The organism is Dyella sp. 05T440 (assembly GCF_056395965.1).
The window spans coordinates 14,390-26,745 of record NZ_JBFTKN010000009.1 but is presented as its reverse complement, the minus strand read 5'-3'; the positions used below and the strand labels follow the sequence as shown (position 1 = coordinate 26,745).

At 64.3% G+C, this 12,356-nt stretch carries 15 protein-coding genes; 2 read left to right on the top strand and 13 right to left on the bottom strand.

Annotated features, from left to right (window positions below; translation table 11 throughout):
* The first annotated feature begins 83 nt into the window (after positions 1 to 83).
* Entirely contained in the window at positions 84 to 491 is a 408-nt protein-coding gene (locus AC1DE1_RS12955; protein ID WP_441611267.1) for a DUF302 domain-containing protein, read from the top strand.
* Here the strand turns inward: AC1DE1_RS12955 and AC1DE1_RS12950 are convergent, their stop codons facing one another.
* Positions 492 to 923 carry a GFA family protein gene (locus tag AC1DE1_RS12950; protein WP_477176213.1) on the bottom strand — a complete coding sequence of 144 codons (432 nt, stop codon included), beginning with the start codon at positions 921 to 923 and terminating at the stop codon, positions 492 to 494.
* A gap of 53 nt (positions 924 to 976) precedes the next feature.
* On the bottom strand, positions 977 to 1,996 hold the full coding sequence (locus AC1DE1_RS12945; RefSeq protein WP_477178741.1) for a YeiH family protein: 1,020 nt from the start codon (positions 1,994 to 1,996) through the stop codon (positions 977 to 979).
* Positions 1,997 to 2,082: 86 nt separating this feature from the next.
* Between AC1DE1_RS12945 and AC1DE1_RS12940 the strand changes: the two genes are divergently transcribed.
* Complete coding sequence (locus AC1DE1_RS12940) at positions 2,083 to 2,961, top strand: LysR family transcriptional regulator (protein ID WP_441603046.1); 879 nt, start codon at positions 2,083 to 2,085, stop codon at positions 2,959 to 2,961.
* Positions 2,962 to 3,067: 106 nt separating this feature from the next.
* Here AC1DE1_RS12940 and ptsP read toward each other — a convergent pair whose 3' ends face one another.
* The 11 genes from ptsP to AC1DE1_RS12885 all read right to left on the bottom strand — a co-directional run bounded on the left by ptsP (position 3,068) and on the right by AC1DE1_RS12885 (position 12,271).
* Complete coding sequence (ptsP, locus tag AC1DE1_RS12935) at positions 3,068 to 4,798, bottom strand: phosphoenolpyruvate--protein phosphotransferase (protein ID WP_477176211.1); 1,731 nt, start codon at positions 4,796 to 4,798, stop codon at positions 3,068 to 3,070.
* A 155-nt stretch (positions 4,799 to 4,953) separates the two neighbouring features.
* On the bottom strand, positions 4,954 to 5,223 hold the full coding sequence (locus AC1DE1_RS12930) for an HPr family phosphocarrier protein (RefSeq protein ID WP_441603044.1): 270 nt from the start codon (positions 5,221 to 5,223) through the stop codon (positions 4,954 to 4,956).
* A complete protein-coding gene (locus AC1DE1_RS12925) occupies positions 5,216 to 5,608 on the bottom strand; it encodes a PTS sugar transporter subunit IIA (protein ID WP_441603043.1) in 393 nt (130 codons plus the stop codon). Before AC1DE1_RS12925 ends, AC1DE1_RS12930 begins: the two co-directional genes overlap by 8 nt.
* A 43-nt stretch (positions 5,609 to 5,651) precedes the next feature.
* Complete coding sequence (gene rapZ / locus AC1DE1_RS12920) at positions 5,652 to 6,545, bottom strand: RNase adapter RapZ (protein ID WP_441603042.1); 894 nt, start codon at positions 6,543 to 6,545, stop codon at positions 5,652 to 5,654.
* A 3-nt stretch (positions 6,546 to 6,548) separates the two neighbouring features.
* A complete protein-coding gene (hprK, locus tag AC1DE1_RS12915; RefSeq protein WP_477165428.1) occupies positions 6,549 to 7,499 on the bottom strand; it encodes an HPr(Ser) kinase/phosphatase in 951 nt (316 codons plus the stop codon).
* A gap of 118 nt (positions 7,500 to 7,617) precedes the next feature.
* The gene (gene hpf / locus AC1DE1_RS12910) at positions 7,618 to 7,941 is read right to left on the bottom strand and encodes a ribosome hibernation-promoting factor, HPF/YfiA family (RefSeq protein WP_046973272.1); all 324 of its coding nucleotides are present in this window, start codon (positions 7,939 to 7,941) and stop codon (positions 7,618 to 7,620) included.
* Positions 7,942 to 8,231: 290 nt separating this feature from the next.
* Positions 8,232 to 9,710, bottom strand: coding sequence for an RNA polymerase factor sigma-54 (locus tag AC1DE1_RS12905; protein ID WP_477176210.1), 1,479 nt, complete (start codon positions 9,708 to 9,710; stop codon positions 8,232 to 8,234).
* 123 nt (positions 9,711 to 9,833) lie between these two features.
* Entirely contained in the window at positions 9,834 to 10,553 is a 720-nt protein-coding gene (gene lptB, locus AC1DE1_RS12900) for an LPS export ABC transporter ATP-binding protein (protein WP_046973274.1), read from the bottom strand.
* Positions 10,553 to 11,176, bottom strand: a complete 624-nt coding sequence (gene lptA / locus AC1DE1_RS12895) for a lipopolysaccharide transport periplasmic protein LptA (RefSeq protein WP_477176209.1) — start codon at positions 11,174 to 11,176, stop codon at positions 10,553 to 10,555. The genes lptB and lptA overlap by 1 nt, the downstream gene beginning before the upstream one ends.
* Positions 11,067 to 11,735 (bottom strand): LPS export ABC transporter periplasmic protein LptC, encoded by a 669-nt coding sequence (gene lptC / locus AC1DE1_RS12890; RefSeq protein ID WP_441603039.1) that lies wholly within the window; start codon positions 11,733 to 11,735, stop codon positions 11,067 to 11,069. Before lptC ends, lptA begins: the two co-directional genes overlap by 110 nt.
* Entirely contained in the window at positions 11,732 to 12,271 is a 540-nt protein-coding gene (locus tag AC1DE1_RS12885) for a KdsC family phosphatase (protein ID WP_477176208.1), read from the bottom strand. Before AC1DE1_RS12885 ends, lptC begins: the two co-directional genes overlap by 4 nt.
* Between the last annotated feature and the right edge of the window lie 85 nt (positions 12,272 to 12,356).

The window sequence follows — 12,356 nt, the reverse complement described above, 5'->3', positions numbered from 1 at the left end:
GGGGTGCGTTTTTTTTGCATGCGTCGGATTAACGCGCATGGGCTGAAAATGCCTCGTTATTTCACCCGTAACGAGGCAACCGGATGTCCAGCCAGAGCAACAACGGGATCCTTCAATTCCAGTCAGCGTTCGATGTGCCCACCACCATCGCCAAGCTTCGCGAGGCGGTGGAGTCGCACGGCGCAACAGTATTCGCGTTGATCGACTTCAGTGGCGACGCGGCGCGGGCCGGCCTCACCATGCGTGCGGAGCAAATGCTGATCTTCGGCAATCCCAAGGGCGGCACGCCTTTGATGCAGCTGGAACCCGTGGTGGGACTGGATCTGCCGCTGAAGGCGCTGGTGTGGGATGACGGCCACGGCGCCACCTGGATTGCTTGCAACACGCCGGAGTACATTCTCGGGCGCTATCGCTTACCGGAAGCGCTTGCCGGAAATCTGGCGGGGCCGCTGGCCATCCTCAAATCACTGGCGCTGAAGCCTTCTGCGTGATCAGGCGCTGCGTTCGATAAAGCTGACGTTGGCGATCCAGTTCGACTGCCGCCGCGCAAGCTTGGTGCCCAGGTCTTCTTCGCTGAAACTCGCCGCCCGATGCTGCAGCAAGCCGGTGTCGAGATTGTCGATCGTGTTGACGTTGACCACGGCGTAGACCTGACCATCCACCGTGCAGGTCACCAGCGGTACCGCACCACATTGGCGGCAGATGTGGAACGCTGCTGTGCCGGTGCCAAATGAGTAACGATTCACCAGTTCCTGATCGCCGATGGTGACGCGCAGCTCGCCATCGGGTTTGGACGTCCAGACGGCACCATGCTTGGTGCAGAAGGTGCAGTCGCAGGCGCGCGCGGGGATCTCGACGGGATCAGGTTCCCAGCTGAGCGTGTAGGCAATATTTCCGCAGTGACACTGGCCCTGGAGCAGCATGGTGGCGTCCCATCGACATGACGTTGAGCGCCAAGCGTAAACGATCGCCGCGTTTAGAGCTGTCCAATCACCAACTGCACGACCAGACTGCTCACCGCCACCGCCGCCCAGACGCCCAGTCCCAGCAGGATCGGCCGCGCACCGGTGGACGCCATCTTGCGCAAATTCGCAGACAGGCCAATCGCCGTCAGTGCCACGATGATCAGGAACTCGGCCGCCAGATGCAGCGCCGGCTGGATCGCCACCGGCACCAGGCCTGCCGTACGAACGGCGGAGGCCACCAGGAACCACAGAATGAACCAGGGAAAGATGCGCGCGAGGCTGAAATCCGTGGCGCCTTGCTTCTTCTGCTTCCACGCGGTGGCGAAGGCGAGGATCAGGCAGATCGGAATGATCAGCGTGGCGCGGGTGAGCTTGACGATGGTGGCGTAATCGCCAGCCTCCTTGCTGAAACTGTAACCCGCCGCGACCACCGAGGAGGTGTCATTGATGGCGGTGCCCGCCCACAGGCCGAAGCCCAGATCCGAAAGATGCAGCAGGTGCCCCAGCAGCGGGAACAGCAGCACCGCGACCAGGTTGAACAGGAAGATGGTGGAGATGGCGAACGCGGTGTCGTGTTCGTCCGGCTTGATGATCGGCGTGACGGCGGCAATCGCCGAGCCGCCGCAGATCGCCGTGCCCACGCCGATCAGAATCTTCAGCTTGTCCTGGACCTTCAGCAGTCGACCCAAGCCCCACGCGGTGAGGAAGGCAACGGTCATGGTCACCAGCGTGACCGAGAGGGATTCCAGGCCCGTCTTGGCCACCTGGTTCAGACTCAGGCCGAAACCCAGCGCAATGATCGACCACTGCAGCACCTGCTTGCCGGCAAACTGGATGCCGGGCGTGTAGCTGCCGCCCGGAGCCACCGTATTGCGCACCAGGATGCCCAGCACGATGCCAAACACCGGGCCGCCGATCAGCGGGGCGACTTTGCCCAGCCCCAGCGCGACCAGGGCGATCACCACCGACAGCAATAAGCCGGGAAGGCGGGAAGGCGTGGGGGTGGTGGGAATGGCGACGGCGGCGTTCATGCGGTTCTCCTGCGATGGCAGCATTTTCCGCCTCGCCGTCCATCAGAAAAACTTTGAATTATTGATGGCTGTTATAAGATAGCCTGATGATCAATATCAGCCCGCGCCAGCTGGAGGTGTTCGTCCAGATCGCACGTCTCGGCAGTGTGCGTGCGGCGGCCGAGATGCTTCATCTCACCCAGCCGGCGGCGAGCATGGCGCTGGCGGAGATGGAGCGGCAGCTCGACGCTGCCGTGTTCGCCCGCGAGCGCGGCCGCTTGCGCCTCAATACGCGTGGGCGGGAGTTGCTGCCGCTGGCGCAGGAGCTGCTGGAGCGCTATGCAGAGTTCGGACGCCTTGGCAGCGGCGGCGTCGACGAGTTGGGCGGCGAGCTGCGCGTGGGCGCGAGCAATACGGTGGGCAACTATCGCGTGGGCGAACTGCTCGGCGCGTTCGTGCGCGCGCATCCGCATGTCTCGGTCCGGTTGCGCGTATCCAATACATCGGAAATCGTGGCGTCCATGCTCGACCATGGACTGGAGCTGGGCTGCGTCGAAGGGCCGGTCGCCCACCCGTCGCTGGAAGTGCGCCCGTGGCGCGACGATGCGCTGGTGGTCTGCGCGTCGCCCGATCATCCGCTGGCGCGCAAACGGCGACTGGAGCCGGAGGATTTCGCCGGAACACGTTGGGTACTGCGCGAACCGGGCTCAGCCACACGGAGTTTGAGCGAGCGTGCGCTTGCCAGCCTGCCGCCCGGCGAAACCGTGCTGGAGCTGGATCAGGCTGAAGCGATCAAGCAGGCCGTGATCGCCGGCCTTGGCATCGCGTGTATCCCCGAGGTGGCCATCATCGACGCGGTAGCCGCGGGGCGGCTGAAAGTGCTGCGCACGCCATTTCTCGATCTGCATCGCAAGCTGTCGTTGCTGTTGCATCGGCAGCGTTATCGCGGGGCGTTGATCGAGGCGTTTTTAGCCAGCGCAGCCTGAGGGCCTCAAAAAAACTGTATGAGCGCACCCTGCGCGCGACCGGTTGTCGCGTCAGGCCAGTCGCGCACAGGGTGCGATCCCACAAAAAAACAGTTCGGCGGTCGGGCTAGCCAATAATGCTGGCCAGCAACGCCTCAGCCTCCTCATGCGTGCGCGCACGAAGAATGCGCGGCGCATGCGACCGCAATACGGCATGATCGAGCGAAGCCAGACGATCGCGCACATGCAGCAACTGGCTGGGATGCATACTGAATTCGCACAGGCCCAGCGCCAGCAACAGGCCGGTGAAATTCGCATCGCCGCCGATTTCGCCGCACAGGCTCACGCCTTTCTTCGCGCGGCGGCCTTCGGTGATCACGTAGGCGAGCAGGCGCAGCAGCGCGGGCTGTAGCGGGTTGTAGATGTTTTCCAGCGCATCGTTGCCGCGATCGGCGGCGAGCACGTATTGCGCCAGATCGTTGGTGCCGATGGCCAGGAAGTCGGCGTGTTCGAGCAGGGCGCGCACATTGATGGCGGCCGCCGGCACTTCGATCATCGCGCCAAGCTGCAGTTTTTCCGGCAGGTCGACGTTCTCGCGCTTGAGCTCCTGACGCGCCAGCTTGAACAGCGTGCGTACCGCAATGAGCTCATCGGGCTGGGTCACCATCGGCACCAGCACACGCACTGGTCCGTAGCAGGCCGCGCGCAGGATGGCGCGAATCTGCGTGGAGAACACGGCCGGATAACGCAGCGACAGGCGCACGCCGCGCACACCCAGCGCCGGGTTGTCTTCGCCGCGCAAGACGAGTCCCGCGGCATCGGCCTTGTCCGCACCCAGGTCGAGCGTGCGGATGGTGACCGGCAAGCCGCCCATACCGAGCACGAGATCGCGATAGGCGATGAACTGTTCGTCTTCGGTGGGCAGTCCCTTCTGGCGCAGGAACAGGAACTCGGTGCGATACAAGCCCACGCCGTCGGCGCCGCGTGCGCGCGCCATCGCAATATCGGCGGGCATTTCCGCATTGGCGAACAGGCGGATGTCGACGCCGTCGCGGGTGCGAGTGGGTGCGTTCGCCAGCGTGGCGAGGCGGCGACCTTCAGCCGCGGCTTCGCGCTGCCAGGCGCGGTAATGGGCCAGGTCCTGTGCGGTGGGATGCACCACGGCCTCGCCGCGTTCGGCGTCGAGCAGGATCAGGTCGTCATCGTGGATGGTCGACAATGCATCGCGCGCGCCCACCAGCATGGGCAGATCGAGGCTGCGCGCAAGGATCGCGCTGTGCGAATACGGGCTGCCCGAACTGGCGACCACGCCGAGCAGGCCGGCGCCGGCGAGGTGCGCCATGTCGGCCGGGGCGATGGTGTCGGCGATCAGGATCTCGCCCACGCGCGCGGCCAACTTGCGTTCTTCGCGACTGGTCTGGCGCTGCAGGGCGGAGATCACGCGCCCGATCACCTGGTCGACGTCTTCCTTGCGCGAGCGCAGGTAGGGATCGTCCATCGCCTCGAACACGGCCGCGAGGCGATCGCGCTGCTTCTTGAGCGCTGCGCCAGGACGGTAATGGCCGATTCGAACGAGATCATCCAGGCCGCGCAGCAGTTCGGGATCATCGAGCAGCAGGCTGTGCGCATCGATGAACTCGTTCACTTCGCGCGCGAGCGCGCCGTGCAGCTTGCCGCGCAGCTCGCGCAGTTCCTGCCGCGCGGTATCGAGCGCGCGATGCAGCCGGGCAAGTTCGCTTTCGACTTCGTCTTCATTGAGCGGACGGGTGTCGACCAGGTAGCGACTGGGCTGCACCAGGCGGGCGCGGCCAAGAGCCATGCCTTTTGCTGCCGTGGTGCCTGTCAGTACCTGTCTCATGCATGCCTTCCATGGTGTAACGGCCGGTCCGGCCGTGCGCGACGTCGGCATCCGGCCAACGTGTCGAATGCTGGATGAGAAAGATCGCACGACGCAGCCCACCGGGCCGTGAATACGGCCTCAGCTCGGCAGTCGCGGGCGATCTTTTTGCGCACTCAGGCTCCTTCGTCGAACTTGCGATCGAACAGCGCCACCACGGCGTCGATGGCGGACGCTTCGTCCGGGCCATCGGCGCGAACCACCAGCGGCGTGCCGATGCCGGCGGCCAGCATCATCACGCCCATGATGCTTTGTGCATTCACCTCGCGGCCCTTGCTGATCAGCCACACGGTGGATTTGAAGCCTTGCACCAGCTGCACCAGCTTGGCCGAGGCGCGGGCATGCAGGCCCAGTTTGTTGGAAACAACGATCTCTTTCTCAAGCATGGTCGATGAAGATTCCTCCGCGGCCACCACTGGCGGCGATTTCCGCCAGCTCGTCCAACGGTTTTTCTGCGTAATTGAGTACGCGCAGCAGCATCGGCAGGTTCAGTCCCGATACGCAGCGCAAGCGCACGCCCAGCGCACTGAGCGACAAGCCGATATTGCAGGGCGTGGCGCCGTAAAGGTCGGCCAGCACCAGCACACCGTCGCCTTCGTCCAGCTCGCGTGCGTGCTTCGCCGTAAGCGTGCGCATCACATCCGGATCGGAGTGCGGTGGCACTTCGGCTGCCTCCACGCGCAGGGGCAATTTGGGCAGCACGTGGTGGGCGGCGGAGATCAGCGCCTGGCCGACCGCCTCGTGCGTCATCAACAGCACGCCGACGCTCATGACGGCGTGCCGATCCGTAGTGCAAGGATGCTCAGCATGGCTATCACTCGAGTTCGCGATGGAAGGTAAGCACGCCATTGCGTAGCGCGCGGTAATGGGCGGCAAGCTTTTCCACCAGATACACCGAGCGGTGTCGACCGCCGGTGCAGCCGATGGCGATGGTGACGTAGCTGCGGTCGTCCGCTTCGAAGCGCGGCAGCCAGGTGTCGAGCCAGCGCGCCGTATCGGCAAAGTATTCGGCGACCAAGGGCTGCGCATCGAGGTAGGCGCTCACGGCGGCATCCTTGCCCGACAACGGGCGCAGCGTTGGATCCCAGTGCGGGTTCGGCAGGCAGCGCGCGTCGAATACGAAGTCCGCGTCCAGCGGCAGGCCGCGGCGGAACGCGAACGACTGGAACATCAGCGTAAGGCCTTCGGTGGCCTCCGCATAACCGGCGGCGAACAGTCGGCGCAGCTGATGCACGTTCAGTTCGCTCGAATCGATCACCTTGTCGGCAATGGCCGAGAGCGGGCGCAGCACGCGACGCTCTTCGGCGATCGCATCGGCCAGCGACAGGCCTTGCCACGACAGCGGGTGACGGCGACGCGTTTCCGAATAGCGCTTGATCAGCACGTCGTCGCGGCAGTCAAGAAAGATCAGATGCGCCTTCACGCCGGCAGCGGCCAGCTCCGACAGGATGGCCGGCATGCGCTTGAGGTCTTCGCCAGGATTGCGCACGTCCACGCCGACGGCGACATGGCGACGCTTGCCTTCCACATTGCGGCTCACCGCCGCCACCAGCTGTGGGAGCAGGGCGGTGGGAAGGTTGTCGACGCAGTAGAAATCCAGGTCTTCCAGCGCGCGCAGGGCCACTGTCTTGCCGCCGCCGGACATGCCGGTGAGCACGATCAGGTTGATCGCGTCGGCTGGGTTGCTAGTGGATATCGTGTCGCTCATGGGTCACCACGGAGGCAGCCGGCGCATCTGGTGCGCCTGGCGGTCGATGAAAGTCTGTGCCGGGTCGATGCCCTTGCTCTTGAGCACGTGGTTGCGCACCGCGGCCTCGACCAGCACGGCAAGGTTGCGACCGGGTGCCACCGGGATGGTGATCATCGGCACCGGCACCTCGAAGATTTCGCGGTGGCCGATATCGCCGGTAAGGCGCGTGAGTCCATCGGTGTCTTCCCCCTCGCGCAGTGGTTTCAGGTGCACGACCAAGCGAAGGTATTTGGATGGCTTGACCGCGGTGTGACCGAACATCTCGCGCACATTCAGCACGCCCAGCCCGCGCACTTCCAGCAGGTCCTGCAGCAGCTCGGGGCAGGTGCCGTCGATTACGTCCGGCGCGATCAGGGTGAATTCGGTGGCGTCGTCGGCGACCAGTCGATGACCGCGGCTGATCAGTTCCAGCGCAAGCTCGCTTTTGCCCGAACCCGATTCGCCGGTAATCAGCACGCCGATGGAAAACACTTCCAGGAACACGCCATGCAGCGTGACCTTGGGCGCCAGGATGCGCGCCAGGTGGTATTGCATCCAGGTCAGCAGCTCGTGGCCGCGCTTGGAGCTGATCCACAGCGGCGTATTGGTTTCTTCCGCCACTTCGCGCAGGTCGCTGGGGATGGCCTGATCCTTGGTCACGATCATCGCCACCGGCTGATAGGCGGCAATCTTGTTGATCGCCTCCCAGCGCTGGCGCGAATCCAGGCTGTCGAGGTAGTTCAGCTCCTCGGTGCCGATGATCTGGATCTTGTTCGGATAGATGACGTTGAGGTAGCCGATCAGCGAGGGGCGGCGCGTGGTCGTCGCGGCTTGTTCGAGCGCGCGCGATTCGCCGCGCATGCCGGACACCCAGCGCAAGGCCATGCGCTCGTGAACGCTGTCATAGAGTTGTCGGGCGGAGAGCCGGTCCAAGCTTTGTCCTTTGCGCCGCCGGAACAGGGCAGCTACATGGACATTGTGCCAGTTCACACCGGCGGACGCCTTGGATGAGGCAGAGGGCCCGCCCGGAGCCGGGCGGGCCTGGCACAGATCAGCCGTACAGGCGCTCCTCGCGGGCGGCGCGCTGATGTTTGTCGCAGATCTTCTCGCGGTGCTTGCGCAACTGGGTCACCAGCTTGTCGAAGAGCACGTCGATGGAGACGTACATGTCATTCTCAAGCGCTTCGGCGTGCAGGGTGCTGCCCGTGACATTGAGCGTGCCCTCGGCGCGCTGCTGCAGTTTGTTCACGGAGAGAACGATGCTCAGGCTGAGAATGCGCTCATCGAGGCGGGTGAGGCGGTCAAGCCGGTTGTTCACGTGATCCCGAAGGGCCGGGGTGACTTCAATCTGCTGACCGCTGAGTTGAACTTGCATGTTGCGCCTCCTCTGGTACTTGCCGCAGACGCGGCTGGAATCGATGCGCCGGACGCCCATGTCGTGGCCGACACACCTTTGAAAACTCCGGTATTGCGAAGGTTTTCTCAGGCCTCCTCACCAAGTCGGGATAGTCACTATGCACCTCTGAAGTTGCCCGTGCGTTAGAAAGACCTTCACGCCTCAGACATGACAGATTTCCCGTCGTATCGACTTACCTATGAGTATGGGGACGCCTTTTTTGCCGCCAAGTTCCCGGGGCGGTTTGCCGCAGACGGGGGCAAACTCGTTCAGCCAGCGCGCTGGCGCTCGCTGGAGCTGGGAATACGCATGGCTTCGCGGTATTTGGCGACGGTGCGTCGGGCAACCTGAATGCCCTTGCGATGCAACTCCTCCGCGATGGCCTGGTCGGACAGCGGCTTGCGCGGGTCCTCGGCATCGACCAGCTTGCGCAGCATGGCCTGGATGGCGGTGGCCGACGCACTGCCACCGTCTTCGGTGGACACGCCGCTGGAGAAGAAATGCTTGAGTTCGAACGTGCCCCGCGGCGTATGGATGTATTTGCGGGTAGTTACACGTGAAATGGTCGATTCGTGCATGCCCACTTCCTCGGCCACTTCGCGCAGCACCAGGGGGTGCATTGCTTCGGGGCCGTAATCGAGGAAGGCGCTCTGCCGGCGCACGATGGCTTCGGCCACCTTCAGCAGCGTCTCAGCGCGCGATTCCAGGCTCTTGATGAGCCAGCGCGCCTCCTGCAGCTGTCCGCGCATCCAGCTGGCGTCGGTGCCGCGGGCCTGGGCGATCAGGCCGCAATAGTGCTGGTTGAGTCCGAGTCGCGGCTGGCAATCGGGATTGAGACTGACCCGCCAGCGACCCACGTCTTTGCGTGCATAGACATCGGGGGCGACATATTCGACCGGCGTGATATCGAGCGCCGCGCCCGGCCGTGGATCGAGGCTGCGGATCAACACGGCTGCAGCGGCGGTATCGTCTTCGCTCACGCGCAGCTTGCGCGCAAGCCGTGCGATGTCGTTGCGCGCGAGCAATTCCAGTTCGGCGTCGACGATGCGCAAGGCAAGTTCGCGCTGCGGTGTGTCCGCATCAAACTGCTCAAGCTGCACGCGCAGGCAGTCGCGCAAGTCGATGCTTGCCACGCCGGTGGGATCGAAGCGCTGCAGCATGTGCCGCACGTACTCCACTTCCGCTTCGGTCGCCCTGACGTCGGTGGGCAGGGCCGCGATCAGCGACTCCATGCTTTCGGTGAGATAGCCATCCGGATTGAGTGCGTCGATCAACACCGTGGCGATGGTGCGATCGCGCGCGCTCATATGCGTGAGGTTGAGCTGCCACAGCAGATGTTCCTGCAGCGTTTCCTGGGCGGCGCTCTGCGGCTCGAAGCCGTCTTCGTCCGCGTTGTTGTTGCGCGAGGAGGCGCCACTGAGCGAGAAGTCGACCGGATCGTCGCTGCCGCCGTCGCGCTCCACATCACCCCATTCGGGTGCTTCGGCGTCGTCGACAGTATCGCTGCTGCTACTGGAGCTGGACGAGCTGACCGGTATCGCATCCATCGGCGGCTCGGACTCGCGTTCGTCACCCTCGAGATTGTCGGGGTTGTCGTCGGCGAACTCGAGCAGGGGATTGCTTTCGGCGATCTGACGCAGCTCAGCCTCGAGCTCAAGCTGCGACAGCTGCAGGAGGCGAATGGCCTGTTGCAACTGTGGTGTCAGCGTGAGCTGCTGATTGAGGCGAAACTGCAGTCCGGGTTTCATGCCAGCCGGTCAGGATGAACGTGAAGGTCATCCTAACTCTTGCCTCCTGGGTCGGCCATAGGTCGAAGGCGAAATCGCGTACTACCTCAGATTTAGCCCTGACGGTCGGCTGTTCCGCAGCCGTTACAGGCGGAATTCGCGACCCAGGTACACCTCGCGGACCTTTTCGTCGGCGAGGATATGTGCTGGCGTTCCGCGCGAAAGCACTTCACCGTCGTTGAGGATGTACGCGCGATCGCAGATGCCCAGCGTCTCGCGCACATTGTGGTCGGTGATGAGCACGCCGATGCCGCGTTCCTTCAGATGGCGCACGATGCGCTGGATTTCGCCCACCGAAATGGGGTCGACGCCCGCGAATGGTTCGTCCAGCAGCATGTAACGCGGATGCGCGGCCAGTGCGCGTGCAATTTCGACGCGGCGACGTTCGCCACCGGACAGGCTGATGCCCTTCTGGTCGGCGATATGCGCGATCTTGAGCTCGTCCAGCAGGCTTTCCAGCTCGTTGGTGCGACGCTTCTCGTCCCAGCCTTCACGCAGTTCCAGCACCGCCATGATGTTGTCGGCCACGGTAAGGCGACGGAACACCGAGGCTTCCTGCGGCAGATAACCGATACCGAGCTTGGCGCGCTGGTGCATCGGCAGGCCGGTGATGTCCTGCTTGTCCAGCTTGATGGTGCCGGCGTCGGCTTCGATCAGGCCGACCACCATGTAGAAACACGTCGTTTTGCCGGCGCCGTTGGGGCCGAGCAGACCCACCACCTCGCCTTCGCGGATGGAGAAGGCAAAATCGCGCACGACCTGGCGCGCCTTGAAACTTTTTTGCAGACCTTCAGCAGACAGCATCAGTGGCCCTCGGCCGGTTTCGTGGCCGGTTGCGGCGGCGCCGGCGGCGTGCCCGGCTTCGGCGGCGTGGCGGCAGGAGCCGGAGCCCCTGCGGGCTTCTGCTTGGGCAGGATCACGCCGTGCACCAGGCCGTCGCCGGCGGCTTCGCCGGTGATCAGCGAGGTCTGCGTGTTGTAGACCAGCTTGTCGCCATGAAACTCACCGCGACCCTGCTGGCGCACCACGGCGTTACCTGTGAGCACCGCAATGCCGTTGATGTTGTCGTAGTCCAGCTGCAAGGCATCGCCCTGCATCAGGTTGCCGGCGTCGTCGAGCTGCTCGATATGGGCCAGGTTGCCCGTCACGACCGCACGCGCCACCTGGGTGTCGGCATCGAGGTAGAGCTTGGCCAGGGCGCCAGTCAGCTTCATCGTGCCCTGCGTAGCCACGACATTGCCGGTGAGCGTGGTGACCGTATTGGGCGCGTTGAACCCGTCCATGGACTTGGACGAGAAGTTCATCGGCTGATTGCGGTCATCCTGCTTGGCCAGCGCCGGCTGCAGGATGAGCAGTCCCAGGCCCAGCAGGGCGAGGTGCAGCTTGAGACTTCTTGGGTCGCGGCGGAAACGAGCCGGTGACTTCATCGAACAGCTCCAGATGATTGGTGTTGAGGTTGGCACGCATGCCCACCCCGTTAAGTGTACGTGCGCCTTGCTTCATATGCGCTGGGGCATCCGTCACCATTCGGTTTTCTTTTGGCCAGGCAGTGACCTCGGAGGTGTGCATCTCGGCCGCATCGGTCTGGGCAAAGGCCGCCCGGTGCATGTAGACCGGGCCCTGCAGCTTGAGCAGGGTGCCGCTCTTGTCGACCCAGGCGTACAGCGACTTGCCCAGCCAGGGCGGCACGCCAGCCTCGTTGGAGGGCAGCGTGAAGTCCGGCGTGTTGATGTACAGCGACTCGTCGTTCTCGCGGCGCTCCAGGTGCGGGGCGACCATCTCGAAGCTCGGCAAGCCATCCACGTCGTACGACCACAGCTGAAAATTGGTCAGCGTATAGCCCGAACGGGGCGGGCCCACGAAGTCGCTGACCTTGGGCGCGGGCGCCAGCGCCCAGTACAGCAACTGCGCCGCGCCGGTCGCCAGGCCGATCAGCACGATCGCCACCGGGAGGCCCCGGTCGCGCAGATAAGATCGCAAACTCACCGCCAGCGCTCCCGCTCGGCATCGGTCTTGCTCTGGGCATGCAGGATCAGGTCGCAGACCTCGCGGGCCGCGCCCTGGCCACCGCCCAGGCGGGTGCGCCAGTGCGACTGCTCAGCCACCCAGGGATGGGCGTTCGCCACCGCGACAGCCAGGCCGGCGATGCGCATGGCGGGCAGGTCGGGCAGGTCGTCGCCCACGAAGGCGGCCTGTTCCGGCGCCAGGTTCAGCGCTTCCAGCAACTGCTCCAGGCAGGCCCGCTTGTCGCCCTGGCCCTGGTAGACGTGGGCGATGTCCAGTTCCTCCGCGCGCAACGCCACCGGATGGCTGATGCGGGCGGAAATGATGGCCACGTGCACACCCTGGCCCATCAGCAGTTTCAGGCCCAGGCCATCATGCACGTGGAAAACCTTGGTCTCGCGGCCATCTTCGGCGTACCACAGGCGGCCATCCGTCAGGGTCCCGTCCACGTCGAACACGACGAGGCGGATCTTGGCGGCGCGGGCGAGAACATCGGCGGGAAGGTCAGCCAGATACATGGGAGCCGTCGGCAAGAGGAAAGGGCGATACCGTCAAACGCCGGTCAGCGCAGACGGTGCACGCAGGAATAGATAGCAGCCGAGC

Excerpts from the sequence above, each read along its gene's own strand:
- AC1DE1_RS12940 (WP_441603046.1), top strand. The coding sequence starts at position 2,083 with ATGATCAATATCAGCCCGCGCCAGCTGGAGGTGTTCGTCCAGATCGCA.
- hpf (WP_046973272.1), bottom strand. The coding sequence starts at position 7,941 with ATGCAAGTTCAACTCAGCGGTCAGCAGATTGAAGTCACCCCGGCCCTT.
- AC1DE1_RS12950 (WP_477176213.1), bottom strand. The coding sequence starts at position 923 with ATGCTGCTCCAGGGCCAGTGTCACTGCGGAAATATTGCCTACACGCTC.
- AC1DE1_RS12930 (WP_441603044.1), bottom strand. The coding sequence starts at position 5,223 with ATGCTTGAGAAAGAGATCGTTGTTTCCAACAAACTGGGCCTGCATGCC.
- AC1DE1_RS12925 (WP_441603043.1), bottom strand. The coding sequence starts at position 5,608 with ATGAGCGTCGGCGTGCTGTTGATGACGCACGAGGCGGTCGGCCAGGCG.
- AC1DE1_RS12885 (WP_477176208.1), bottom strand. The coding sequence starts at position 12,271 with ATGTATCTGGCTGACCTTCCCGCCGATGTTCTCGCCCGCGCCGCCAAG.
- lptA (WP_477176209.1), bottom strand. The coding sequence starts at position 11,176 with ATGAAGTCACCGGCTCGTTTCCGCCGCGACCCAAGAAGTCTCAAGCTG.
- AC1DE1_RS12905 (WP_477176210.1), bottom strand. The coding sequence starts at position 9,710 with ATGAAACCCGGACTGCAGTTTCGCCTCAATCAGCAGCTCACGCTGACA.
- lptB (WP_046973274.1), bottom strand. The coding sequence starts at position 10,553 with ATGCTGTCTGCTGAAGGTCTGCAAAAAAGTTTCAAGGCGCGCCAGGTC.
- ptsP (WP_477176211.1), bottom strand. The coding sequence starts at position 4,798 with ATGAGACAGGTACTGACAGGCACCACGGCAGCAAAAGGCATGGCTCTT.
- AC1DE1_RS12945 (WP_477178741.1), bottom strand. The coding sequence starts at position 1,996 with ATGAACGCCGCCGTCGCCATTCCCACCACCCCCACGCCTTCCCGCCTT.
- rapZ (WP_441603042.1), bottom strand. The coding sequence starts at position 6,545 with ATGAGCGACACGATATCCACTAGCAACCCAGCCGACGCGATCAACCTG.
- AC1DE1_RS12955 (WP_441611267.1), top strand. The coding sequence starts at position 84 with ATGTCCAGCCAGAGCAACAACGGGATCCTTCAATTCCAGTCAGCGTTC.